General features: G+C 43.9%; 22 protein-coding genes. 4 read left to right on the forward strand and 18 right to left on the reverse strand.

Annotated elements, in window-relative coordinates; translation table 11 throughout:
• Positions 1–33: 33 nt before the first annotated feature.
• Together glgA and glgB are read right to left on the reverse strand one after the other, a co-directional pair.
• Positions 34–1,458 carry a glycogen synthase GlgA gene (glgA, locus tag MHB37_RS17865; RefSeq protein ID WP_036687636.1) on the reverse strand — a complete coding sequence of 475 codons (1,425 nt, stop codon included), beginning with the start codon at positions 1,456–1,458 and terminating at the stop codon, positions 34–36.
• Positions 1,459–1,505: 47 nt separating this feature from the next.
• Entirely contained in the window at positions 1,506–3,443 is a 1,938-nt protein-coding gene (gene glgB / locus MHB37_RS17870) for a 1,4-alpha-glucan branching protein GlgB (protein ID WP_076218219.1), read from the reverse strand.
• 216 nt (positions 3,444–3,659) lie between these two features.
• Here glgB and MHB37_RS17875 point away from each other — a divergent pair, with 216 nt between their 5' ends.
• Positions 3,660–4,883, forward strand: a complete 1,224-nt coding sequence (locus MHB37_RS17875) for a glucose-1-phosphate adenylyltransferase (RefSeq protein WP_076130041.1) — start codon at positions 3,660–3,662, stop codon at positions 4,881–4,883.
• Positions 4,884–4,983: 100 nt separating this feature from the next.
• Here MHB37_RS17875 and MHB37_RS17880 read toward each other — a convergent pair whose 3' ends face one another.
• The 6 genes from MHB37_RS17880 to MHB37_RS17905 form a co-directional block, all read right to left on the reverse strand.
• A complete protein-coding gene (locus tag MHB37_RS17880) occupies positions 4,984–6,042 on the reverse strand; it encodes a GNAT family N-acetyltransferase (protein ID WP_081387185.1) in 1,059 nt (352 codons plus the stop codon).
• Positions 6,043–6,048: 6 nt separating this feature from the next.
• A complete protein-coding gene (locus MHB37_RS17885; RefSeq protein WP_175618929.1) occupies positions 6,049–7,515 on the reverse strand; it encodes a HAMP domain-containing sensor histidine kinase in 1,467 nt (488 codons plus the stop codon).
• Positions 7,512–8,210, reverse strand: coding sequence for a response regulator transcription factor (locus MHB37_RS17890; RefSeq protein ID WP_036687642.1), 699 nt, complete (start codon positions 8,208–8,210; stop codon positions 7,512–7,514). The genes MHB37_RS17885 and MHB37_RS17890 overlap by 4 nt, the downstream gene beginning before the upstream one ends.
• The gene (locus MHB37_RS17895) at positions 8,203–9,483 is read right to left on the reverse strand and encodes a hypothetical protein (protein WP_254847685.1); all 1,281 of its coding nucleotides are present in this window, start codon (positions 9,481–9,483) and stop codon (positions 8,203–8,205) included. The genes MHB37_RS17890 and MHB37_RS17895 overlap by 8 nt, the downstream gene beginning before the upstream one ends.
• Before the next feature lie 34 nt (positions 9,484–9,517).
• Positions 9,518–10,243: a phosphonate ABC transporter ATP-binding protein gene (locus MHB37_RS17900; protein ID WP_036687647.1), complete on the reverse strand. Its 726-nt coding sequence runs from the start codon at positions 10,241–10,243 to the stop codon at positions 9,518–9,520.
• 90 nt (positions 10,244–10,333) lie between these two features.
• A complete protein-coding gene (locus MHB37_RS17905) occupies positions 10,334–11,470 on the reverse strand; it encodes an MFS transporter (protein WP_341004285.1) in 1,137 nt (378 codons plus the stop codon).
• A 177-nt stretch (positions 11,471–11,647) separates the two neighbouring features.
• Between MHB37_RS17905 and MHB37_RS17910 the strand changes: the two genes are divergently transcribed.
• The 3 genes from MHB37_RS17910 to MHB37_RS17920 all read left to right on the forward strand — a co-directional run bounded on the left by MHB37_RS17910 (position 11,648) and on the right by MHB37_RS17920 (position 14,164).
• Positions 11,648–12,565 (forward strand): helix-turn-helix transcriptional regulator, encoded by a 918-nt coding sequence (locus MHB37_RS17910; protein WP_036687649.1) that lies wholly within the window; start codon positions 11,648–11,650, stop codon positions 12,563–12,565.
• A gap of 36 nt (positions 12,566–12,601) precedes the next feature.
• The gene (locus MHB37_RS17915) at positions 12,602–13,348 is read left to right on the forward strand and encodes an HAD family hydrolase (protein WP_076098782.1); all 747 of its coding nucleotides are present in this window, start codon (positions 12,602–12,604) and stop codon (positions 13,346–13,348) included.
• 108 nt (positions 13,349–13,456) lie between these two features.
• Positions 13,457–14,164, forward strand: coding sequence for a thioredoxin domain-containing protein (locus tag MHB37_RS17920; RefSeq protein WP_339243690.1), 708 nt, complete (start codon positions 13,457–13,459; stop codon positions 14,162–14,164).
• A 142-nt stretch (positions 14,165–14,306) separates the two neighbouring features.
• On the opposite strand, the gene MHB37_RS17925 is transcribed toward MHB37_RS17920, so the two are convergent.
• The 10 genes from MHB37_RS17925 to MHB37_RS17970 form a co-directional block, all read right to left on the reverse strand.
• Positions 14,307–15,263 carry an ABC transporter ATP-binding protein gene (locus MHB37_RS17925; RefSeq protein WP_076184417.1) on the reverse strand — a complete coding sequence of 319 codons (957 nt, stop codon included), beginning with the start codon at positions 15,261–15,263 and terminating at the stop codon, positions 14,307–14,309.
• The gene (locus tag MHB37_RS17930) at positions 15,253–16,239 is read right to left on the reverse strand and encodes an ABC transporter ATP-binding protein (RefSeq protein WP_036687658.1); all 987 of its coding nucleotides are present in this window, start codon (positions 16,237–16,239) and stop codon (positions 15,253–15,255) included. The genes MHB37_RS17925 and MHB37_RS17930 overlap by 11 nt, the downstream gene beginning before the upstream one ends.
• Before the next feature lies 1 nt (position 16,240).
• A complete protein-coding gene (locus MHB37_RS17935) occupies positions 16,241–17,143 on the reverse strand; it encodes an ABC transporter permease (RefSeq protein ID WP_081383373.1) in 903 nt (300 codons plus the stop codon).
• A 36-nt stretch (positions 17,144–17,179) separates the two neighbouring features.
• A complete protein-coding gene (locus MHB37_RS17940) occupies positions 17,180–18,142 on the reverse strand; it encodes an ABC transporter permease (protein ID WP_036687660.1) in 963 nt (320 codons plus the stop codon).
• Positions 18,143–18,217: 75 nt separating this feature from the next.
• Positions 18,218–20,359, reverse strand: coding sequence for a peptide ABC transporter substrate-binding protein (locus MHB37_RS17945; RefSeq protein ID WP_076130036.1), 2,142 nt, complete (start codon positions 20,357–20,359; stop codon positions 18,218–18,220).
• A 549-nt stretch (positions 20,360–20,908) separates the two neighbouring features.
• Positions 20,909–21,775: an SDR family oxidoreductase gene (locus MHB37_RS17950; protein ID WP_280753130.1), complete on the reverse strand. Its 867-nt coding sequence runs from the start codon at positions 21,773–21,775 to the stop codon at positions 20,909–20,911.
• A gap of 2 nt (positions 21,776–21,777) precedes the next feature.
• A complete protein-coding gene (locus MHB37_RS17955) occupies positions 21,778–22,272 on the reverse strand; it encodes a hypothetical protein (protein WP_076279369.1) in 495 nt (164 codons plus the stop codon).
• 125 nt (positions 22,273–22,397) lie between these two features.
• Complete coding sequence (locus MHB37_RS17960; RefSeq protein WP_076279322.1) at positions 22,398–22,958, reverse strand: MarR family winged helix-turn-helix transcriptional regulator; 561 nt, start codon at positions 22,956–22,958, stop codon at positions 22,398–22,400.
• Between the two features lie 200 nt (positions 22,959–23,158).
• Positions 23,159–24,025 (reverse strand): GNAT family N-acetyltransferase, encoded by an 867-nt coding sequence (locus tag MHB37_RS17965; protein ID WP_076190195.1) that lies wholly within the window; start codon positions 24,023–24,025, stop codon positions 23,159–23,161.
• A 499-nt stretch (positions 24,026–24,524) separates the two neighbouring features.
• Positions 24,525–25,517 carry a helix-turn-helix transcriptional regulator gene (locus tag MHB37_RS17970; RefSeq protein WP_341164768.1) on the reverse strand — a complete coding sequence of 331 codons (993 nt, stop codon included), beginning with the start codon at positions 25,515–25,517 and terminating at the stop codon, positions 24,525–24,527.
• Positions 25,518–25,979 lie beyond the last annotated feature (462 nt).

The following is a 25,979-nucleotide window of genomic DNA, read 5'->3' on the forward strand; positions in this document are numbered from 1 at the left end:
CCCTTATTAACCCATTACAGAATTCGTTAAACTTTATCTGGTTATATCATCGTAGATATCCATGTACTGCTGAGCGGATACATTCCAGCTATAATCTCCCGCGAAAGCATTTTTTGTGATCTTTTTCCAATGTTCAGGCTGCTTGTAAAAAGAAAGCGCCCGGCGCAGCGTAAACATCATATCGTGTGCATTATAATTGCTGAACGTAAAGCCATTGCCTTCACCGGTTTCTTCATTATAAGCGTGCACAGTATCATTTAGGCCACCTGTCTCACGGACAACGGGTATGCTACCATACCGTAAAGCGAGCAGCTGACTGATGCCACAGGGCTCAAACTTAGACGGCATAAGGAAGATATCGCTGGCAGCATATATTTTTCGTGAGAGTGCATCATTAAATAAGATCTGTGAAGACAGCTTGGTCGGATACCGCCATGCCGCTTCCTTGAACCAACGCTCGTAGGATTCATCACCTGTTCCAAGCAGCACAAATTGAATATCATCGTGATATAGCAACTCATCCAGCACTCGGGTAAGCAGATCTAAACCTTTGGAGTCCACGAGACGCGTGACCATGGCTACCATTGGGATATTAGCATCCACAGGTAATCCCAGCTCTTCCTGCAAGGCTACTTTGTTCTCCGTCTTCTTGGTCAAATTAGAACGATAACGGGTAACAAGGCTCGAATCTGTCGCTGGATTATAACTTTTAGTATCAATGCCATTCACAATCCCACTTAAAACATCTGACCGTGCGTTCAACAAACCATCCAAACCGTAACCATAATAAGGTGTGCGAATTTCTTCTGAATAAGTCGGACTGACGGTCGTGACCCGATCACTGAATACAATCCCGCCTTTTAAGAAATTCACATTACCATAGTACTCCACACTACCAAAATAGCTGCTATCCAGACCTAACAGCTCTCCAAGTACCTCATAAGGAAACACTCCCTGATACAACAGGTTATGTATTGTAAATACACTCCGCATTTCACTGTAAAATGGATTGTGGCGATAATGCCCCTGTAGCAGCATTGGAATTACGGCCGCGTGCCAATCATGGCAATGCAGTACATCAGGCTGGAAATCAATGGCTGGCAGACACTCCAGCACTGCACGATTATAGAACGCAAACCGTTCACCATCGTCCATATAACCATAAATTCCATCACGGCCAAAATAATACTCGTTGTCGATAAAATAAACGGGGATACCCTCATAGATAATGCGTTCAATTCCACAGTATTGTTTTCGCCAGCCAATTGGAACATACACTTCCGTTAAATGCTCCATTTGAGCGGTGAACTTGTCAGGAATCCCACGATATTTAGGCAAAATCACTCGTACATCTACCCCGGCAGCCTTCAGCGCTTTAGGTAATGCTCCAATGACATCGGCCAAACCACCCGTTTTGACAAAAGGATGGGCTTCAGCTGCGGCAAATAAAACCTTCATGATTATTTCCCCCTTAAACTGTACGGATTCTCTATTCGTACTTAGATCTATAACTCTTTTGCCTCTTTATTCTTACCCATTCGTGACGTTTTTTTAAACACCAGAAAGCTAAGGGGCGGAAGAGTCAGCTCTATGCTGTTCACCTGATTGTGCCATTCCAGCTTAACGCTCTTTTGAGGGACATTGTGCAATCCGGAGCCACCATACTCTACATTTTCTGAGCTAAAGAGCTCTTCATAAGTCCCGGCCCGTGGCACGCCTATACGATAATTGTGCCGTTCTACCGGTTGAAAATTGATGACTATAAGCAGCGTATCTCCTGGTTTCTTCCCTCGGCGTATATACGAAATCACACTTTGATCATTGTCATCCGCATCAATCCACTGATAACCCTCTTGAGAATGATCCAGCTCCCACAACGCTTTTTCGGAGCGATACAGTTTATTAAGTGCAGCCGTGTAGGCAAGCATACGACGATGGCTCTCATAATCCAACAGCAGCCAGTCCAGCTGCTCCTGATCCTTCCACTCGATAAACTGACCGAATTCCCCACCCATAAACAGAAGCTTTTTACCGGGATGAGAGATCTGATATCCCAGCAGCTGCCTGAGGCCTGCGAACTTTTGTTCATAAGTACCCGGCATTTTGTCTAACAAAGACTTCTTGCCGTGAACAACCTCATCATGCGATAGCGGCAATGCGTAATTTTCGGCATAAGCATAACATATTGGGAACGTAAGTAAATTATGATGATAAGGGCGCCCACCAAAATCATGTTCTATGTAGCCTAGCGTATCATTCATCCAACCCATATTCCATTTGTAATTGAAGCCAAGGCCCCCTTCATGCACTGGTGCAGTAACCCCTGGCCAAGCACTGGACTCCTCCGCCATCATCAATGCTTTTGGGAAATAATGAAAGATAGCCTTGTTCAGATTCTGGATAAATTTGATGGCCTCCAGATTCTCCAATCCACCATTAACATTCCGCCGATATTGATGATCCCGCTTTTCGAAATCTAGTCGAAGCATACTCGTAACCGCATCTACACGCATTCCGTCGATATGATAATACTCGAACCAAAACAGCGCATTAGAAATAAGAAATGAAGAAATCTCCGGCTTACTGAAATCAAACGAAAGTGTCCCCCAGCCTGGTTTTTCAGCTAACATTGGATCGGCATATTCATAAAGTGGCGCTCCATCAAACATACGTAATCCGTGTGCGTCTTTGGCAAAGTGAGCGGGAACCCAATCTAAAATCACACCGATACCTGCCTGATGCAGCTGATCGATCAAATACATCAACTCATGGGGTTCGCCATAACGGCTGGTTGCCGCAAAATACCCCGTCCCTTGATAACCCCAGGATAGATCATATGGATGTTCTGCCAGCGGCATAAATTCCACGTGTGTATAATTCATCTCCACCAAATAAGGAATCAACAGCTCGCTCATTTCCCGGTAGGTGTAGAACTCTCCATCCTCTTTTTGACGCCAGGTACCGAAGTGCATTTCATAAATGTTCATTGGTTGTTGATATGGAGCTTTGCTTTTCCGACGCCATGCTGCATCTCCCCAGCGGTAGCCATCCAGTTCTGCTACTACCGAAGCCGTTGCCGGTCGAACCTCAGCTTTAAAAGCAAAAGGATCCGCTTTAAGGAAACTTGATCCATCTGAGGCAAGAATCCTGTATTTGTAAAAAGTTCCCGGCTGTATTCCCGGAAAAAAACGACTCCAAAATCCTGAATCGGGTATCTTATATAACGAGTCCACGCCCTGTGTTCCGTCCCAATCATTATGATCACCAGCTAGTCCTACATATGTCGCATGAGGAGCCCACACGGTAAAGCGCACACCGGTAACGCCTTCTTCAGCGGCAGTGTGTGCACCCAGCATAGAATAGCTGCGATAATTGGTGCCCTCATGGAACAGATAGATATCAGCAGCTGACGGAAGGGTCTCGATTTTTGCTTTTTCAGCCAATTCTACACCACCTTTTTCAATGTGCTTGTACCTATTACCTTACCCGAATATTACCATTTTGAAAATGTTTTGATGTTAAAAGAAAAGATTTTCTGATAAAGAAATATTAATTGTAATTTTTCTGTTTACAAAGCAATATATTTCACCTATGTCGTTTCAAGCGCTTGTCGTAAGTTTATATTACAAGCATTGACAAAATAATGGGAGGGATAACAAATGAACAACAAAAAAGATTGTATCGCCATGTTATTGGCAGGAGGGGAAGGCCGCAGATTGGCTCCCTTGACTTCCAGTATGGCTAAGCCTGCAGTCCCTTTCGGTGGACAGTATAAAATTATTGATTTCCCGCTAAGTAACTGTGTAAATTCGAACATTGATACAGTAGGTGTTCTGACACAATACGAAGCTGACTCTTTGCATAATCATATCGGTGAAGGTGAGCCTTGGGGCTTAGTTAGTCAAAAGGATAAAGGTGTCACACTGCTTCCTTCAGGTGTTGAAGGCAGAGACAGTTATACAGGGACTGCTGATGCGATTTATAAAAACATTGACTTTATTGATAGCCGCAACCCAGAACATGTGCTCATTCTATCCGGTGACCATATTTACCATATGAATTACCGTAAGATGCTGAATTATCATATTGAAAAAGGAGCAAAAGCAACCATCTCCGTAATGGAGGTTCCTTGGGATGAGGCTAGTCGTTTTGGAGTAATGAACGTAAACGATGATCTGAAAATTTCCGAATTCGCGGAAAAACCTAAAGTACCAAAAAGTAATCTTGCTTCAATGGGTATCTACCTGTTCGAGTGGGCTTATCTGAAGGAGCACTTGTTGCGGGATGCAGCTAATCCTAATTCCAGTCATGACTTTGGTAAAGACGTAATTCCTACCATGCTGGATCAGAACGATGATTTATTCGCTTACCGTTTCAAGGGTTACTGGAGAGATGTAGGTACAGTCGGCAGTCTCTGGGAAGCACATATGGACCTTCTGCAAAAAGACAATGGCATGAAGTTAGACAAGACTCATTGGCCTATGTATAGTCGGGTTCGCCGGACTAAGCTTGCAGTTCATAAACCACGTGTACAGAACCCAGCAACGGACTCTCTCGTGAATGAATCCTGCTCCCAAGAAGGTAGTCTACAACGTTCTGTAGTCTTTAATGGGGTAGAAATCGGTAAGATGAGCCAGATCAAACAAAGTGTTATTATGCCTGGAGTTCGCATTGGCCGTGGAGTGCTGATTGAGAATGCCATTATTGGTGAAGGGGCAATCATTAAGGATGGAGCAGTCATCAAGGGAAGCATAAATAATATCGTTGTCGTTGGACCACATGAGACTGTGGCTGCCAAGCCGGCGGTCCGAAACCAACCTTCCCGTCTGTTTCAGGATGTGTATGAGAAGACAGGACGTTTGCGTGAAGTTCTTCCTTCATAACAACCATTATATAGAAAAATACTTTATATAAAAAGGGGCTGTTGTCCTGGTCGATCATGACCAGAGCAACAGCCCCTTCGGTTGTAAAGAATTAGTGATTTTATGAATTACGGCTAGCCGTCCATTCTCTGTCTAATATGCTCATTTCCACACAATCTACATATTGCTCACCGAATAAAGCAGACTCACGTTGAACACCCTCCCGCTTAAAGCCAACAGCTTCATAAGCTTTCAGGGCAGCCGTATTGAAATCGAAAGCACCCAGAGACAGACGATGCAGGTCCAGACCTTCAAATCCGATTCGAAGCATCTCTTGCATCATCCGTTTACCAATGCCTTTACCTTGAAACTCAGGATCTACTACTACCCTGCCGATACGTGCAGAACGATTAACCCGGTCAATGGCTGAAAAGCTAATATGGCCCACTACCTGCTGCGTAGCTTCTTGAATTGCACAGAAGATAAGACGATCGGATAAGCCTGGATGATTAGCATCCTTTAAGTATTTAACAAGCTGCTCATCCTCTAAAGGATAAGTTAGCGAAGGTCCTGCCCACTGCTTCAGATACTCTGGAGAAACACTCCAGCGCTTTAAGTGTTCAAAATCAGATTCTGATATAAATCTGAGAATCAGACGGTCTGACTCAGCACCTTCCTCAAAATGTTCATATAAGTTCACTAAACGACCATTTCCCATATCGTTAGTGCCCATGTAGTGAAAACCCATGCTCTGATAATAACGATTGAGCTTAATGTTATGTGCCACAGTGTCAAACCTAAGGCTCTTACAGCCTAGATCTTTGGCTAGAACTACTGCATATTTAAGCATTTGCTGTCCAAGTCCTCGGCCGCGGTGGGAGTCTTTCACAGCCAATCGGTGCAAATAAGCGTAGGACTCATCATTTTTACTGCCCCAGTACTGTGGATCACTGAATTGCAACGTGAACATGCCAACTACAGCCCCATCGTCAAGGGCTAAATAAACATGTCTGTCAGCAAAATATCCTGCTATATCGGTCTCGGTAAATTGTCCGGGTGTCCATTGCTTAATTCCATTAAGCTCCATCCACCCCGCCGCTTCTTGCAGTAGCCTCAAGATGTCGCTAACCCGATCTGGCTCTCCACGAACTATACGGATCGAATTCTTCGTTACCCCCATCTCACGTTAGGCCTCCCAATCATCTAATTCAGGAAAGGTAGCTGTCACTTGAGTTACCTCTTCTGTGATAACTTCCGGCTGTGGTTCTGTAAGAGGCAAGATGACGGTAACTTCCGTTCCTTTTCCAAGCTCACTTACCATATCAAGTGTCCCATTATGAAGTTCTACAAGTTGCTGTGAAATCGCTAACCCCAAGCCTGTTCCTCCATTAAGTGCATCCACTTGAAAGAAACGGTCCTTCACTCTGGATATATGTGCTTCACTAATCCCTATCCCGCTGTCTCGTACCATAATCGCTGTTTCTGTAGCAGACAGTCTCTTTGCTGACAGTTCAATACTGGAATCTTCATGTGAGAACTTCACTGCATTGTCTACCAAGTTTAAGAATACCTGTTTTAGCCGATTGGCATCCCCTTTAACAAAGATCGCATCTTCACATTCCAGCAACAGATGTATTCGTTTCTTTTCCGCTTTAGCCCAAACATTCAGTATCGTCTCTTGCAGCAGTACCTTTACATCTACAACCCCAATCGACAGCTTCATCTGGTTCTGCTGCAGCTTAGAAAAGTCGAGAATTTCTTCCACCAGCCCAATCAGGCGTTCACTTTCTTTGGAAATGATGCTGACTCCAAGTTTTGTCTCCTCCGGATCATACCCGCCGGATACCAAGGTTTCACTCCAGCCCTTGATACTTGTAAGAGGTGTCCGCAGCTCGTGAGAAATGGACGAGATAAAATCATCCTTAATCTGATTACTGCGTACAATTTCCTGAGCCATATAATTCAGCGTTGAAGCCAAATCACCAATCTCAAATTTATAGTCTCCCTTAATCCGTACGTTGAATCTCCCCTTCGCCATCTGAGCTGAAACTGCCGTAATATTATTCAGCGGCTTCACAATCGAGTTGGCCAGTCCGAAGCTAAACCCAACAACTACAGCCATAACAGCTGCAGCAATAGCAGTGGACAATAAAGTTAGATTAAGCAAATCATTATTGATTTCTTCTAGTGAAGTAATATACCTTAGGACATACTTATCCTGTCCATGAATCTGCAGCATTTTGGAAACCGCCATCACGCTCTCATTCGTGCCTGCCTGACGCCCTACCCAGCGCCCAACGCTGCCGCCAACGGCTTCTGGTACATCACTGGTCGTAATGGTCCGATCCGGCTGAAAGCCAGTGGAACTAGTGATGATATCCCCATTTAGCGATAAGATTTCCAGCTCCGTCTTGCTCAATGAGAACCTCTCCAGTACTTCTTGTAGCAGATAGATGCTATTATCGCTGGGTATCATGTTCTTTTGAAAAAACGACTCTGAAACAGAAATGTGATTTTTAATCTTGCTGTATACACTGTCATAATAATATGTTCTGATGGCCAGCAGGAAGATAACTTCTACGAGGAGAAGCGCCAAAAAAACTACAAGAATGTAGTGCAGAACAATCTGTCTGCGCATCCCCTTCTTAATCATTGTCCTTGGCCTTTCCATCTATATCCGTGCCCCCATACAGTCTGCAAAAATTCCGGCTCCGAAGGATTGTTCTCAATCTTCTGGCGTAAGCGCCGGATATTTACATCTACAATTTTGGGATCACCCATATACTCCTTGCCCCACACATGATCCAACAGAAGATCGCGGCTAAGTGGAGTGTTTTCTTTTTCAAGAAAGAATTGAATCAGAGAGAACTCCGTGGGCGTCAGTTCAATGGCTACATTATCACGTTTGAATTGTTTGGTAATAAGATCCAAGCTGAAAGGCCCCGAATGAAAAGAAACCTTGGCCGACTGTTCACGATGCACATTTACACGGCGCAGCAAAGATTGAATACGCGCAATTAGCTCCGTTGGGCTAAATGGCTTACTAACATGATCATCTGCACCTACGGACAAAGCGTAAACTTTATCCTGCTCCTGAACCTTGGCGGTAAGAAAAATAATTCCCAAGCGTTCATTAGTCTCCCTAATCCGTCTACAAACTTCAAATCCATCAATGCCGGGAACCATAACATCCAATAACGCAATATCAATATCAGGTATAGTGGTTAATTTATGCAATGCTTCATTCCCGTCAGCAGCCTCCAGCACTTCGAAACCATTACGCTTCAAATTAATGACTATGAAACTGCGAATGGACTCTTCATCTTCCAATATCAGAACTTTACTCATCTATTCCCTTCCTTTCAATAGGGGAGGCAATCTTATTGCTTCCTTCTTTAGTTGTACTTTGTTCTAGCTCACCACGGTAGCCGATGACTTTATCTAAATCCCGTCCAAGCAGCTCCCAGCCTTCATTCTTAGCCTTATCCCATTCCGAAGGAGAAAAGAAGGAAACCTCAGCAAAAGTCTCTCCGGTATCAGTCATGATGAACTTAAGGTTTTTATCCAGAACAGATTTCGTATCAATACTTACCTTTCCATGCAGCTCTGGATCAAAATTAATAGTAAAGCGATCCGATGGATCACGATATAGCTGGACTGCAAAGGTTAGACCATCTTTTCCATCCCATTTATAATAGGAGGTGAAATAAGGAATATCTGCGGGGTCGAAATACTCCCATCCTTTTGGCGCTTCAAGCAATCCAACTTCAATAATGCCATCATGATCGATATCTTCGCTTGCAATCAGACGATCTTTGTAAGTCCTCGTATCACCTGGCAAAACCACACGCAGCTTGTTATGCTCCATAAGAACCATTAAGCTGTAGGCGGATTGGAAATCCACCGAAGCGTCTAATACGATTCCTTCTTTATCCTTAGCAATCTTTCCTGCGACAATATTGTAATAATTAGAAAAATACGGATCGATATCCTCGATCTTATCGAGCACCTTAAAGCCATCATTGTACTGATAGATCGAAATGGTTGCAAATTCATTTCTTTTAAAATAAACAACGGTGATGTCTTCAATTCCATCCTTGTTAAGATCATCAAGCATATATTTGGTGTAAGGAAGTGAAAGCACTTCTTCCAATGATCCGCTGGAATAGCTATACACGACGAGGCCTTTTTCTTCCCCGCGTGAATAACCTGTAATGATATTCAGCTTCCCGTCACCTGTCATATCTTTCAGATCGACGGACTCCAGCATAGTTCCATCCCCATCAAAAACAAGCTTTTTGACCCAGGCATCTCCTTGCTTCTCTAAGATCATCCCGTGAATCTCTACAGCTTCGCTTGGCGTTCTATAGAACACCAACGACTCCATAATTCCATCGTTATTGAGATCCTCTGTGAAAATTGAGCTCTCATCATTAACCGGGCGGATCAACTCCGTACCCGCTGGAATATGTGAATTTATAGCAGCCATAAGTGTTGCTTTGTCAGCAGACAGCTGCGGAGCTTTCATCTTCGAAACGGGATCACTGATGAAAGTACAACCCGAAAGTACGGATAACGACAGTGTTGCAGCTGCCAGGCACCTAAGACTTTTTATACTCAACCTCATCACTCTTTTCCTTATCCGTGTCCGAACTTTACAAATTTGCGCGTTCCTGAGACGTTAATCTACGTCCCTTTATATCATGCTTAATTCGTCCATCTTCTAGTACCCATATGCGTGAAGCGAAACGTTCAGCCAGTTCAATAGGCAGCACCGTCACTACGGTAAGACCCGTCTCTTTACACAGTCTGCGCAAAGTTTCCAATACACTTTCTGCCGATTTGGGGTCCAGACCCGTAACCGGTTCATCCGCTAGAATTACTTTGGCACCATGAGTTAATGCTCTAGCAATCGCTACACGCTGACGTTCTCCACCGCTTAGCTGGCTAGTCTTCATCTTCGCTTTGTCTAGAAGTCCAAGGGCATCTAATTCATCCATCGCACCCATATAATCATCTGAACGAACCATCCCTGTAACCATACGCCACATTGGCGTCTGTGCGGACTGGCCGATCAGCACGTTTTTCAGCGCTGTGCGGTTAGGATTGAGCTCTGCATTCTGCTCCAGGTAAGCCCACTCCCGTCGAATTTTTCTTTTTCCGGAAAAGGCACTCGCCATAATATCCGTACCGTCCACTCTAAAATTCCCTCTGTCCCACTTCTCTCGCAGCGCTAAACAGCGTAATAAAGTGGTCTTACCGCTCCCACTCGCTCCAAGTATGGCTACGAGTTCACCCGGCTCTAATTGAAATCCTATATCCTGCAGGACCGGATTTTTGTCTTCCCCAACTGCCTTGGCTAAGTGTTCAACTGTGATCATAGTTCAGCCTCTCCCTGTCTTCATCTATAATCTATAGTGTACTCTGAATGTGAGTTCAATTTCCATGCGAGCACTCGTTCTTATCTTACCTCAATTTCTAGGTTGTGGCGAGAATAATAACCCAAGCAAGCCGAACACGATATATAAACCACCCATCAGGGCAAAAATACCGCCGCTTAAGCCCACTTGCAGCAACAAACCACCAATGCCGGGGCCGATAATACTGCCAATACTAAAATGGAAAGAAGCAACCACATTAGCAGCAGGCAGTAGATGTCGTGGCAAAATATCCGCGGCCAGACTTAGCCCTAATGAGAAAAAGGAGCCCACTAATCCTCCTGCGATCATCAGAAGTACCATTGTCAGCGTAAAATGATCACCTGCCAGCGGCAACATCGCAAAGGCGATCCCGCCTCCGATCCCGGCAATAATCAGTACCCGCTTGCGGCCAAACCGGTCGCTCCACAGACCTAATGGAAACTGCAGAAGCAGTCCTCCAATCCCCGCAAAAGGCAATAACGCTGCAATTTGATCTGTGCTGTAACCGATACGCAGACCATATACCGGAAAGCTGCTATTTAAGCTGGCTTCCATAAAGCCATATAAAAGGGCTGGAATTAAAGCGAACCAGGCTAAGCTGTAACAACGACCGAAACGGCGAACCTGGCTTTCACCACTCTCCGCTTTATCTGGCCGGGAATCCGGCAGAATTGTAGTCACAAGGATTAAGACTAACAAAAATAGAAATGCGAGAACAATAAAAGGCACGGCCTGTCCATAACGCAGCAGACTAATCCCAAGTGGTCCCAAGCTAAAACCCAGACCATAGGACATACCATATAGTGAAAGATTACGCCCGCGATGCTCGGCAGGTGTCATAAGCAGAACCCAAAGCTGGGCCCCGTAATTAATCGCAGCATCGCCCACACCCACAAGCAGACGCAATACAAACCATACCTTGATCCCTGTAAAAAAGGGAAACATGAGCAAGCTTACTAAGACTAAACTAATCCCACCAGCTATCAATTTTTTAAATCCAACCGCTCCAAGAACACGTTCAGCAATCAAGGTCATCCCAAATGATCCTATGTATAGTGCAGCAGCATTCAATCCGTTCAGTGACGAGGAGACTCCTTTTTGCTCCAAAAGAATGGATAGAATGGGCAGCAACAGCCCTTGGCTAAGCCCTGCGGCTATAGTAGCGGTAATAAGAATCATGAAAGTCATTTTGCTATTACTTCGTATAGATACTTTAAGCCGGTCTGACACGGATGATATCCCCCTATAATAAAAACAATGATGTGATCTAACGCCAATTGGCAAACACCGAACATTATAGTGGACAACCCTCTTCAAAACAAGAGATAATATGAGAAGTTACGGATTTCTGGGGGTGCATGTTACATGGATTACGAATTAAAAATCGACGTATCGCCGGTTTATGAACTGTTGGACAGTTTTATGATATATGTAACCAGAAAATGGATCTCCAATTTAGACCTCGGTCCCCACTGGGTTAGTGATGTGGAAGATCGCATTACTCCTCATAAAGTAACAGCTCTCATGCAAGCTGCCGAGTGGCCATTTACAGATTATGATGTGTTATATGCTTGGGTTTACAGCCGAGGGCCCGCAACATCAGTGCTGCATTTCCTGGATGATCTGGATTCAGCTTCTATAGAAGAGTGTTATCAGCAGATCGCACCGTTAATTCATGATTTCACCATAGATGAAGCTTCCCGGATCAAGAGCAGCTATAGTCCGCTTCTTAGACTCTGGTATGAGCAATATTTTCGTCATGTAGAACACAAGATTTTACCGTTATTAATTGAAGATGCCTCTGAGAAAAAAATGCTGGAAAGCAAAATGGACCCTATTTCTTTAATTGAATATGCATCCGGTGGTGTAGTTTTCGAGGATATACGGGATCTTAAGACTATAGTATTATTGCCTACCGTTCATAATCGACCAATTAACACCTACTGCTTCTACAAAACTATGGTGATTGTACAGTATCCTGTAGATGTGCCATTGGAAGATGAAAATGAACCACCGATGGTGCTATTGCGCATGACCAAGGCACTGTCAGATCCAACCAGACTCCGATTGCTTCGGTATGTCGCCCATGAACCCAAATCTCTATGGGAGATGCAGTCCGATCTAAATCAATCCAGAGAAATGCTTATGCATCACCTAATGATCCTACGCGTAGCCGGTTTACTCCGTATCCATCTTCGCGGGGAACAAGACGAGCGCTTCAGTATCCGTCCAGACGGCGCTTCTGAGCTTCAAATGTTTCTAGAATCTTATATTCACCTATAGAACACTATACAGATACAGATCCAAGGAGTGAGAGATATGAAATACACAACTCAACAAGTAATTTTCGATCTAGATGATACGCTGGTTCATTGCAACAAATATTTCGATTTAATTTTAGGGCAATATTTCGAGCTCATGACTGATTGGTTTAATGAATTTGGTCCAAGCACCAGTGAATTACGCAGCAAGCAAATAGAAATTGATGTTGATACCGTCAACACAAGTGGCCTGGCCAGCGACAACTTTCCCAAATCCTTAATCGCCACCTACCGTTATTTCTGCGCCAAATATAACCGTCCGACAGATCGCTTTCAAGAGCAGCAATTACACAAGCTCGGCCTAAGCGTCTATGACCAAGAAATTGAAGCTTACCCTGGCATGGTTGAAACACTCGATACGCTGAAGCAAGAGGGTCACCATTTATTCTTGTATACTGGCGGGGACGACACCATTCAGCAACGTAAAATTGAACAAATGAAGCTGGATGCTTATTTTGACGATCGTATCTATATTCGGAAGCATAAAAATGTTGAGGCGCTTGAAAATATTTTGGCTACCCAAAGCTTTGACCGCAAACGTACCTGGATGATTGGCAACTCGTTACGTACAGATGTACTTCCCGCAGTTACCGCAGGCATCAACAGTATTTACCTGAAGCAGCAAAATGAATGGAGCTATAACCTTATCGAGCTGGAGCAAGAGATGCAGCAAGCCGTGATGACTATTTCGTCCATCCACGAGGTGCCCCCTGTCATTCGCTCAGCCGCTAAATTCAAAAACTAATAACTAGCTACAACGTTACGTAGCATTGTTACAAATGACATATCTTCACTACCTACTGGATGATTATACTATTTTTATAGTATTCCTATATTGTCTAGGAGGTGAGATATGAATAAGAAAGTGTCAGCTAAACAATCTCAGACCAAAAGACCTTTGCTTCCCATGATATTAGGTGTCGTTGTTGTAATCCTTCTCGCTGTAATTGTTTTCATCTTAAGCAATAAGACTGATGATACAGCAGATCTACCCAACTACACCGACGTAAAGGGAAGCATTGTTGTTGATGGGCTGAAATATGAGAAGCAACCTCATCTTGGAAGTCCTGATGCCAAAGTTAAAGTTATCGAATTCGCAGATTTCAAATGTCCCGCCTGCAAAATGTGGACTGAAAAGTATCTGGATACTTTTATTAAAGACTACGTAGATACCGGAAAAGTGGAACTTTTCTTCATGAACTTTGCATTTTTGGACCGGGACTCTTATCTTGCCGCTAGCGCCGGCGAAGCCATCTACAAGCAAAGCAACGAGAAGTTCTGGGAATACCTTCATAAGCTGTACGCTAATCAAGGCGATGAGAGCGAAATTTGGGCCACTCAGAAATTCATTTTAAAATTCGTTAAGAATAACATCGAGGGCATTGATTACGCCCAATTTGAAACAGATCTCAAGAATCATACCTACATGTTCGATGTAAAAGAAGACTTTAAGATCGCTGGTTCCTACGGAGTCAACGGTACTCCTAAATTTATGGTGAACGGAGTGCTGCTTCAGGATTCTTCCTATGAAGGGTTAGCAGCAGCGATTGCCAAGCAGTAATCAGTCTTTAAACTGCGCCCTATAAGCTGTTCACTTTGAAAAAAGTGACCTTCTTACAGGGCTTTTTTGTGTGTATGAATTAAAAAAGATGACTTCTGTGATAAACAGAAGTCATCTGCTGATTACTTAATTAAGCCACTGCTTATTCTACCAAATGACACACGGCACTATGGCCTTCTGACACGATTTTCCGTTCAGGCTTGACAGCCATACATACATCCGAGGCATAAGAACACCGCGGATGAAAAGTGCAACCACTTGGTGGATTAAGCGGTGATGGCACCTCGCCTTGAATCGATACCATCTGCTGCTTCTGCTCCACACTATCCGGAATCTTCAAAATCGAATTTAGCAGGACCTGCGTGTAAGGATGCGTAGGTTTCTTGAACAATTCATCCGCCGGAGCTTGCTCAACCACCTCTCCTAAATAAAGAACCGCGATATCATCACTCAAATACTCCACTACTGCCAAATTATGCGAAATAAAGATATAAGTCAGGTTAAACTCCTTCTGCAAATCCTTTAGTAGTTGAATGACTTGAACCTGAATAGATACATCCAATGCGGACACCGGTTCATCACAAATGAGCAATTTGGGATTCAGTGACAACGCTCTGGCAATCCCAACCCGCTGCAATTGTCCCCCTGACAGTTCATGCGGATAAGCGTATTGGACTTCAGAAGGCAAACCGACCCGCTCAAGTAGTTCGATCACACGCTCATGCCGGCTTACTTTAGTTCCGATTTTGTGGATAGCCATTGCATCTTCAATAGCGTCTCCTACCGTCATTCTCGGACTGAGGCTCGCCTTGGGATCCTGGAAAATAATTTGCATATCCCGGCGCATCGCCCGCAGCTTCTCTTTATTTGCCTTTGAGAGCTCCACGTCCTCAAAAAATATTTTTCCTTTGTCAGATTCGAGTAGACGCAGAACCATTCGCCCTAAGGTTGATTTTCCTGAGCCACTTTCCCCAACAAGCCCCAGTGTTTTCCCCGCTTCCAGGGTAAAAGAAACATTCTCGATGGCATGCAGCTTTTTTCCTTGTACCCGAAAAGTTTTCGAGACATTTTCTACGCGCAAGAGCGGATTATTGGGCATAGGAAGCGACCTCCTCAGCATGATGGCAGGCGATCTGATGATCGGTGCTAAAATCACGAAGCTTGGGAACTTCATTCTGACACCGTTCAGTTGTATAGAAGCAACGATCGGCAAATGGGCAGCCGGTCAATGTCTGTGTAAGTGTCTTTGCCGTCTTTGGAATAGGCATTATTTCTTTTCCCTTGTGGCCCACTTCGATAATGGAGCGTTTCAATCCAAGTGAATAGGGATGCGCCGCCTCACTTATGAACTTGTCCGTAGTGGCTTTCTCCATGATTTGGCCCCCGTACATCACAATGATTTTGTCACAAAAGTTGGTCGCAAGGCCAAAATCATGCGTTACCATCACTACGCTCATCCCATGTTTTCTGCGCAATTCCTGCAATAGTGCAAGAATCTGCATCTGCACAGTGACATCAAGCGCGGTTGTTGGCTCATCGGCAATCAATAATTGCGGTTCACATGCCAAAGCAATAGCAATCATGATACGTTGGCGCATCCCCCCGGAAAATTCGTGAGGATAACTTTTAAACCGTGATTTAGGATCCGGAATCCCCATTTCATGCAAGAGCTGAATGGTTCGGTCAAAAGCTTCCTTCCGGTTTGCATATTGATGTGTCAGCATGGCTTCCATAATTTGATCCCCAATACGCATGATCGGGTTCAAGCTGGTCATCGGATCTTGAAAAACAACGCCGATGTCACGTCCACGAATATCTTCTAATTGTTTGGGACGCATTTTAAGTAAGTCCTTACCATTAAACTGAGCTGTCCCCGATGTTATTTTTCCATTTTCACGGATGAGCCCAATTGATGACATCAATGTAACGGACTTACCAGAGCCACTTTCACCAACAATCCCCAAGGATTCATTTTCATTGATCGAAAAACTGACGCCGTTTACGGCATAAACTTCATCTTCACTCCGGGAGAACTTCACATGAAGGTCATCAATAGAAAGTAGCGGTTCACCCATATTAATTGCCTCCTTTCGGACTGAATGCTTCCTGGAGACCGTCTGCTACAAACAGAAACGAAAGCAAGGTTATTGCAAAGATACCTGCCGGAAAATACAGCAGCCATGGAAAGCCGAGAATATTCTCACTGGCTTGAGCAATCATACTCCCAAATGAAGGGATTGGCGGCCGAAGCCCCATGCCAAAAATACTTAAGCCTGCAATCTGGATGAGATCACCGGGAATCCCGAAGGCGAGAGAGACACCCATACTGCCGATAACATTCGGCAACATATACCGTCTGGCAATATGCGCCTGAGATGCGCCTAACGCTCTTGCCGCTTCCACCATCTCCCCGTCCCGCATACTTAGGACCAGACTTCGGATCAAGCGTGCATACCCCGCCCAACCCGGAATTCCAATTGCTAGAATCAAAGATAAATACCCACGTCCCAGCATAATGACTAATATCAAGGCGAACAAAAATCCCGGCAAGGTCATCATAAAATCCACAGCACGCATAATAATCATATCGGCGATTCCGCCGCGCAATCCGGCCCACAAGCCCAATATGATCCCGATGATGAAGCTGACCAAAGTCGCGCCAAAAGCAATAATCAGAGCGCTTCGAACACTGAACAGAATCTGGCTGAACATGTCATGCCCTACATTATCCGTACCAAAAATATGCTGCCAGGTCGGCCCTTGATTGATGGCCAAAAAATCTCCCGTGCGATAGTCATATGGGGCCACCCAAGGTCCAATGATCCCCGCGATCAAAAAAAGGATAACCCAGACCAAACCAATAACGGCAAGACGATGTCTTTTAAATCGCTTCCAACCTTGATAAAACTGGGATCTCTGAAGATTCTTTTTTCTCTTCAAAGCTACATCCGATTGAGTTGCTGCAACTGTGCCAGCCAATTGCTCCCCCTCCTAGGTTCGTATAGTCTGTGCCGCTTATAATCTGACACGCGGATCAATAAAGGCATAAATAATGTCAACGAGTAAATTCATAATCATAATCATGGATCCCAGCAGAAATACAGATGTGATGGCGAGCGGATAGTCGAAACTGGTAAATGCCGTCTGCATCACCTGACCAAGCGCTGGAATGGCGAAAATTTGCTCCACCCAGATCGTGCCCATCACGGTAAAAGCAAATTGAGGTCCGATGACGGTTATCATCGCAGTCAGCGAGTTTTTGACACCATGCTTAAAAATCATCGGCCAATATTTGACACCCTTAGCTTTTGCGGTTCGCATAAAATCCGACCTCATGGTTTCGATCAGACTGCCCCGCATATATCTGGCAACAACACCGACATTCGCCGCAGATAAACAAATAATCGGCAAAATTGCTTGCCTCCAGTGACCCCATCCCGTTACGGGCAGAATCCCTTGAAACACAACACCAAATAACAAAACCATAATCACCGCGAGAACAAATGCCGGAATAGCCTGACCCGTCAATGAGATGGTGCTTACCACATAATCAATCCAAGTGTTACGTTTGAGTGCTGCAATAATGCCAAGCGGAACCCCGATAATTACCGAAAGAACAACAGATCCAAAGGCCAAAAGTGTACTGATCGGCAAAGCCTGCTTCAGTTGAGTCGCAATTTGCAAAGACGGATTCTGCATCGAATTACCGAAATCGAAGGTTAATTGATGCCAAATATACTTCATGATTTGTTGCCACAGCGGTAAATTCAAGCCATACCGGCTTTGAAACTGGTCCATGACTTGTTGATAGAGAACAGGGTTTTGCCCTTGCAGCGGAGCCAGCGCCGTAGCCATGGTATTCGTATTCATGAAACCGCCAGGTGAATAATACATCATGGTATAGCTAACTGAAATGACCAAGATTAAAGTGATAATAATTTGTAAAATGCGCTTTGAAATAAATTTCAATATGGTCAAATCCGACCCTCCTTTACCGATTCACGGGCACCATAATTGGCGCCCGTGATTGGTAATTATTCAACCCATTTAGGATTATTCTACAGATAAAAGATGTAGCCCATAGAAGTTGCCCCATGCCCAAGGATTTGATTGCACTCCTGTAATGCCGGGTTTTACCAAGAAGTATTGCTGTTGATAATACAACGGAACAGCATAAGCTTCTTCGAGCAGGTTATTAACTACCTTAGCCGCGATAGGAGCAGCGTCTTCGACGGTCAGCGCATTTACGAATTGCGCTTGCCACATTCTCAAATCTCTTAAGGTATCAGATTGATAACTGTTGTAATATACCTGTACATCAAGTGCATTTTGATTCAACTTGCCACCTGGCGCGTTTGGTGCTACGAAGGTCCAAGCGGTTACAAAGGCGGCATGTTTTTCATCGTTATTTTTAGCATTTTTCCAAAGGTCTACAATCTGTTGCCATTGTTCAGCGGCCGTTGGAAGCCCCGGTTGTTTCAAATAAGGCTGCCAATCTGCAGGCTGCTCTGCTGTCCATTTATCCAAAAAGGCGATATCCTCTTTAGCAGCTTTTTCTAATGCTGCCCAGTCGCTCCATTCCACACCGGCGTTCTTATTATCCGGATCCCCATATTTTTCAATGGCCGGTTTATAATAAGTTTCCTTGGTCCAATCCACGAATTGTTTCGTAGCTTCTAGCGGGGCATCCAGTGTTCCTATGGAATATAGTTGCTGCGTTGCACCCATGTCCAAACTTCCTGGTTCACTCCAGTTGGTTGCGCCCGACGCCAGAATAAAGCCTGGTTTTGCATCGCCCTGAGGTCCGCTGTACTGATAAGCGTTAAACTGCGCCTCATTGAGCTGAACTAGCTCTGTTTTGATACCAAGATTTTGTTGCAGTAATTGACCTAACGCCAAAGCGATTTGTTCACCCTGAGCATCTACTTGCTTGACCCCAACATACAACGATAGGGTTGGCAGACCTTTACCGCCTTCATAACCAGCATCCTTCAATAATTGTTTGGCTGCCTCGAGATCTTCCGGAAGTCCTTGCTCCAGTTTTTCCGTTGGCCAACCTGGTGAAGCAAAGATATTGGTCGCCCCGCCCATGCCGTTCAGCACCGATTCTACGATCGGTTTACGCTGGATCGCTTTGGCAATAGCCTGGCGCACCTCTTTTTTGTCATATGGAGATTCCGTTGTCGGGTTGCTCCAGAGCAAATATTTGATCGCATAAGTCGCTGCAGTATACAGCTGGGACTTTAGCTCCTCCGTTTTCTTCACGTATTGTAAATCAGACGCGCTTTGGATTAGAACGACATCTGCATGGCCGGACATATAATCCTCCACCGGCACGGTTGTCGCCGGAAGAACATGGATGGTCTCTACATTGCCGTGATTAAGCTGGCCGGCTGCACCTACATAATTCGGATTGCTCACCATGACGAGTTCACCGTTAGGTGTAAAAGATTTAACCATGTAAGGGCCGTTGCTCACAAAATTCCCCGGTTCAAACCACTTACCAGGGTTCGCTTCGACCGCTTTAGGATTCATAGGCATCGACCCGGAAAGAACCATATCCCCCAGAATAGCGTGAGGCAGCGTGGTCGTAATTTCCAGCGTGTAATCATCAACTACTTTTAGACCAACTTCTTCTTTACTTACAGATCCGGCATGGTATGCATATCCGTTCTTCACAAAATTAAGTACGCTTAGCCAAAGTTGTGCGGTTGTGTTAGCTGGATCCAATTGATACATATAAGAAAAATAAAAATCATGGGCGGTTACAGGATCGCCATTTGACCATTTGGCATCTTTACGGAGGGTAAACGTCCAAGTTTTTTTGTCATCTGAAACGGTATAACCTGTCGCAATTTTCGGAACGATTTCATTATCCTGATTGTAGCCATAAAGCCCTTCGAGCAAAGTTCCTTGCCCTACCAGAATTTGTCCTTGCCATTGTGTAGGATCGAGCGTCGGGATCTTTGGATTGAAAACGGTTACCGAACTTCCCGCTTTAATTTCAAGATCAGAAGCGCCCTCATTCTTAACTGCCGTTTGACCCACATCACTGGTTGCTTTTACCGAAGTATTGCTATTACCTGCAGCATTTTTACCGTTCTCATTGGCACTATTAGAGGAATTACTGCAAGCAGTCACAGATAACAAAGAAAATGACAGAAGTAGAGCTAAGAACGCGTTCTTTTTTTTCATCCTCAAGTGAACCCCCTCATACATAGTCATGAAACAAAAAAACTAACATTTTATTATCTTGTTATCTATGATGTTATCCTTCACCTTTTCATGCTTTGCCCCCCTAAATTTAAACTCCGATGTTTGTTTGTGAACTTACGAATGTCTTCTTTTGAATATCACTTAGGAAACTAAGAGTAATCGCTTACATTCTAAAATTTTCCACAAAGATTGTCAAGAAAAAAAGTTACGTTAGTTAGCATAACTAGTTATTATTAATATAACTTAATCTTATAATATGAATTTTTCGTTAATTTTTTATTAGCTTTTTTAGTGTTATTTCGTAAATAATACTAACTTATTGACGAATTTTAGCTTATTTCTTGTAATGCTGATATAAATGCTATAGAAGAACTAGTTCTATGAGTTGAGTTCCTTAGGACATAATAAAAAGAGTGCATCCCGGCAGTCATTTTATGACCTTTGGGATACACTCTGAACCATTTAGATATGGGAATCGGAATAAAATACTGTTATCGATACAAATATCAGAATAGGTGGACTCCGCCTCTACCGGAAATTATCTACACACTCATGTAGAAAGGCGTCTAGTGTGCGTGGATCTCTGCCGAGTAAACGCTTCACAGTGTCATTTGGACTTTCTGGCACCATCCTAGACATGGTTTGAATTTCCACAACGTGGTTCGCGAGCCAAGGAGGCAGATTCCCATGCTCAATAAGATTACGGAGTAGTACTTGAGGTTCCATGTTGATGTAACTTATCGGCCGATTAAGCAGGGCAGATAGTCGACTCGCGATCTGGGGATAACTGAAAATCTCCGAACCAGTAAGCGTATATATATGGCCTGATACCTTGTCGTTGGTCAGAACTTCTGCGGCAACGTCTGCAATATCGCGACAGTCAATAAAGTTACACGGTGAAACGCCCATAGAGCCGAAGAAAACATTTTGGGTTGTGATCGTTGGTGCAAAGCGCATTAAATTTTGCATGAACGCATAAGGGCGCAATACGGTATGGGTGATACCCGATACTCTCAACGTGTTCTCAATTTCTTGATGCCAGCCCGCCACTGCCACTGGAGCGCTCTGCTCAAAGGCTGGACTGGATATTTTTACGATATGTTTGATTCCAGATTCGGTGGCAATCTGAATGATTGAGGTTTCCAATTCGATTTGTCTTGGACTGTTGGACATGGCAAGGAAGAGCTGGCTAGCACCTGTAAACGCGCGGCGCACCGATGTAGGGTCAGAAGCATCCACAAAAGCGACCTCGATAATTGATCGGCTTTTTTCTCCGATTTGATCACGCAACTTCTCTGGCTCTCTACTCAGCGCCCTGACAGGTACACCAAGATCAACCAAACGTTCCAAAAGCGCACTTCCAATCGTACCTGTTGCTCCCATAATAACTATCATTTTTATCTTCTCCTTTTGGATGAAAAATTAGTTGTGACGGCAAGTCGCCACCGCCATGTCACTATCGTGCTCGCTATGAATCCAGACAACGGGAAATCGATCCAGACACGATTTACCCAGACCAAGTGATTACTCGGTATCATAATTTCTACTACAACAGATGTCACCCATGCAGCGTATAGCCCAAATGAGGACCCGGCCATTGCGAATACCCCTACCACAACCAAGTGAGGTGCACCGATGACCCATCGCAAATGGCCCACTCGACTATGCAACAAAAGTCCAATCATCAAGGCCATCAAGGCGGATGCACCGCCAATAGTGGTCAATGCCGCTATTTGAAGCCCCCTATCTGCAGTAACCAATCCCCCGATACCTGCCATAATGGCAGGAGCAGCATAGGCCATTACAACTTCACGCCATAGTACAAAAGTCTTTTTCTTGGAACCAACAGCCTTGATGCTGTAAACATCATCTGTCTGATTCGGGTATTTCATCTGTTTCATTTACTTGCTCCCTTCTTCTTTGAAATAGTTCAACGATTGATTTCAGCGAACTATAATTAGGCGCCTAACTATATAAGAGTAAAAATAGGCTAGCTTCACTAGCCCAATTCTACTCATTACTGATGTTTCCCCTTTGGTTTCGAGCCTAATTCGCCCGTAAGTGCTGAAATGCCTTGTGTAACTCGACCTAGCAAGTCGAGAAATACGCTGCGTTCTTCGATGTTGAGCAACCCCACCATAGCTTCCAGCCGAGCGAAATGCTCAGGAGCCATTTCACGGAGCTTCTTCGCTCCTTCTTCCGTTAAAACGACTGATTTCTGACGGCCATCGTCTGAGCTTAATCGCCGAGATACTAGCCCATCTCGTTCAAGAATGTCGATAAGACCAGTCACTGTAGCACGTGTAACTCCTAGATGCTCCGCTAATTGCGAAGGCAACTCTTCTCCTTCGTTATCTTCAAGATCTGCCAATAAACGATAACGCCCTGTTGATAAACCGAATCTAGAGAAATGAATCTCCGAGGCGTGTCCAAGCATGGCTCCCGCTGCCATTAGCCTAGACGCGACGAGTATAGCCTGTGCGTCTATGTCTAGGTTATAGCGATCAATCTGACGCTTGGATTGTACAAGCGAGGGAATAGCCTCAATGTCGTTTATTTTTTTATTATTGTTGTTCATATATGTAGTATGGCCCCTAACTACTTTTATGTCAACTCATTTTTTTATACCTCGTCAACCCCGGAGTTAAACAGTTGCATTTGGTTGTAACTCTATATTTCTCCCAAAGCTTGATCAATCGACCTTCAAGATCTTCAATCCGTAGTGAATATTCTGCTCTTATTTTCAAAAGTAGTAGAAGTTCTGTCCGCATCATTCTACTATTCAAATTTTAACTGAAGCGAATCACAGATTGGCATATAGCCTATCTTTTGATAAATGCTATTAGATGTGGGATTTGCTAAGTCGGTATATAAGACGCATCTAGTAAACCCTTTATCCAATGCAAGTTGGCTTATTTGCGCCACAATTGAAGTTGCGTAACCCTTTCCGCGCTCATATGGAGGGGTATATACAAATGCCACGCCAATAGCCGTCTGCATCTCCCTTGTATATCCTGCCATAGAAACGGGTATCCCGTTGTCCTCTAAAATATATAGTTTTTTCGATGCTATTCGGTAGAGGTAAGGGTCTGCATCTTGCGGGATGGACATTTCTGTTTTACCATAACTCCCCGCTGCATAAAATGCTTCAGCCCAGTAAGGGAAAAAGTGAATATCCTTTTTATCTAGTAATCGAACGATACCAACCTTTTGAATGTCTGGGTTTACTGCCGTAAGTTCATATATACGTTGGGTCATGATTGTTTTAAAGGTTGTTCCCTTGCGCAAAGTATATTCTTTGGCAAAATACTCTGCCAAGGTTTTTTCGGTCATCACACCTGGAATTTCACGGTCTTTCAGCCCATCTACCAGACAGTTTATAGCTTCTGGGTTAATTATGTTGTCTGTTGCATAAAGCGTAATATTGTGTGGCGGTGTCATTATGGCGGTAAGTTGTATGCCCCTAGCATCTGAAATCGTTACCATAAGCCAATTTACAGGGTCACGCCAGTCTGTTTTGTCTTTTCCTTCATGTCCAATTATGATATTGCCAAGAGGAATCAAATTTTGTGCTTCATGACGCATCAACATACCATAGGTATCATTATAAAACTCATACACATCCGTATACAACTTGAATTGCATTGCAATATCCCCCTTTCATCTGCTCAACGTTTTACCGGATTTTTCGAACCAATTGTTCTTCTTACGGTTTGTTGATTTTTCGCCTGCCAATTTAATAATTAATTAATGAAGACGCAAAAAAACCCATCCCATTAGGGACGGAGTTGCTCCGCGTTACCACCCTGATTGACGTTTATAATAAACGTCCTCTAAGCCATCGTCCAACAACGATGCTTCTTTGTAACGGTAGAATCCCGGTCCCATCTACTATAATTCGGGGGACAGCTCTGAGGTGATTTTTGGATTCGGATATCCGCTGCCTCGCACTAACCGGCAGTTCTCTGAACGGCTTTTCCAGATCTATCTGTCAATAATTCAAACAACAATAAGGACCTTTAAACTTATATTGCTTCTAAAGCAGATAATCTAACTAATCATGCGACGATATGAATGCGGAGACTACACTCCGGTCTGCTTATTTTCTTCATCAGCACATAGCACCAACCTTTTACTTACCTGCTTAATCTGTTTCGATTAGCTTAGAGGTCAACTTCACTACTGGCCTGATATACTTCAAAAACCGCTCCGGATCGTGATAAACGTAAATGATTCTCCCAGGGGAAGTATCAAAGCAGTAACCAGTGTCTGCAAAATTAAAAGTTGCCATTGCCCTTTCCATCTTTTCCTCTACACTACGATTTTCCTGCTCATAATTGAATGGTCCATGTTCAAAAACAATATACTCGGCTTCGAGAACATCAATCATAAGCATTTGTGGAGGTACTTCACCTTTATAATCAAAAGGAAGACGTACACCAAAACACTCTGTACGTGGAATACCCCAATCGCAGAGTCTGCCATCCGGGTCATTAATGTAAGCCATAATCTGACCGCTGCCACCGTTAGATTCACTCCCGCCATCGTCATCCAATTTGCCCTTGATACTATCGAGTAAGCCGCAAATTGTTTCGCAGTCCTGTCCTGTAATAAGATTTTGCTTTTGCCAAAAATCCCAATACCCATTACTCTCATAGTTTTTAATGTGCAAAAATTTGTGAGTGGGAATGGTTACAAAATAAATGTTAAGATCATCTGTAGATTTCATCATACCAATCTCTCCAAATCCGAAAAAGTAGCGGTCGAAAGAGTTTATTTTTGTACGAAGGGCGACAGGCATAGGCTTTTTCCGGTATTCACTTGGAGTTACACCATATGTTCCCTTGAAAGCCCTGGTAAAAGCTTCATGTGATGAAAAACCATAATCAAAAGCAATATCCAAAATGCTCTTTTCACTATCCCGAACCTCTTTTAGTGCAAAGGCTAATTTTCTATGCCGTAGATAATCCCTAAATTGCATTCCCGATATTTCCTTAAATTTTCTCGTAGTATGAAATTCGGAATAACCTAACTTGTGAGAAAGAAATCGTAGCGTTATTGCTTCACTGTTACGATTCTTAATACACTCGTCAATTTCATTAACGATTATTTGGATTTGCTTGTGCCACTCGTACAATTGGTCTGTTCACCTCGTTTCAACCACTCTATAGTCATTGTAGAGTAATGGAATTTGCATTGCTTGATTCTACTTGCGGAAAAGAGATGACAATTCAAACGTTTTGGTCCTACTATTTCGGAATCTCATCATGAAACGGTACCACTATTTCGTTTGGATCGTTAAGGAATACATATTGAATCTCAGATTTCCTCTTTGCATTTAGTGGTCGGTGTATAACCCTATCGTTCTGTCAAAGTTATTTCCGCAAGCAGCTTAAGCGTGTCATGCATTCGCAGGATGGACAAGAAGCATGGAGTATCGGGAGGCATTAAACAAAAGGGCTCGGACCCGTTGAGACATGGGAGTGAAAATCACATGCCCTTACAGTTGTTCCAAGCCACCGCCTCTTCAATTTCCTTCTTATCTCACATTTAGCTAAAGGTAAAATCCTACGAATTCATGAGCCTGCATGAGTAAACT

Source organism: Paenibacillus sp. FSL H3-0286, from assembly GCF_045040705.1.
GTDB lineage: Bacteria > Bacillota > Bacilli > Paenibacillales > Paenibacillaceae > Paenibacillus_AQ > Paenibacillus_AQ odorifer.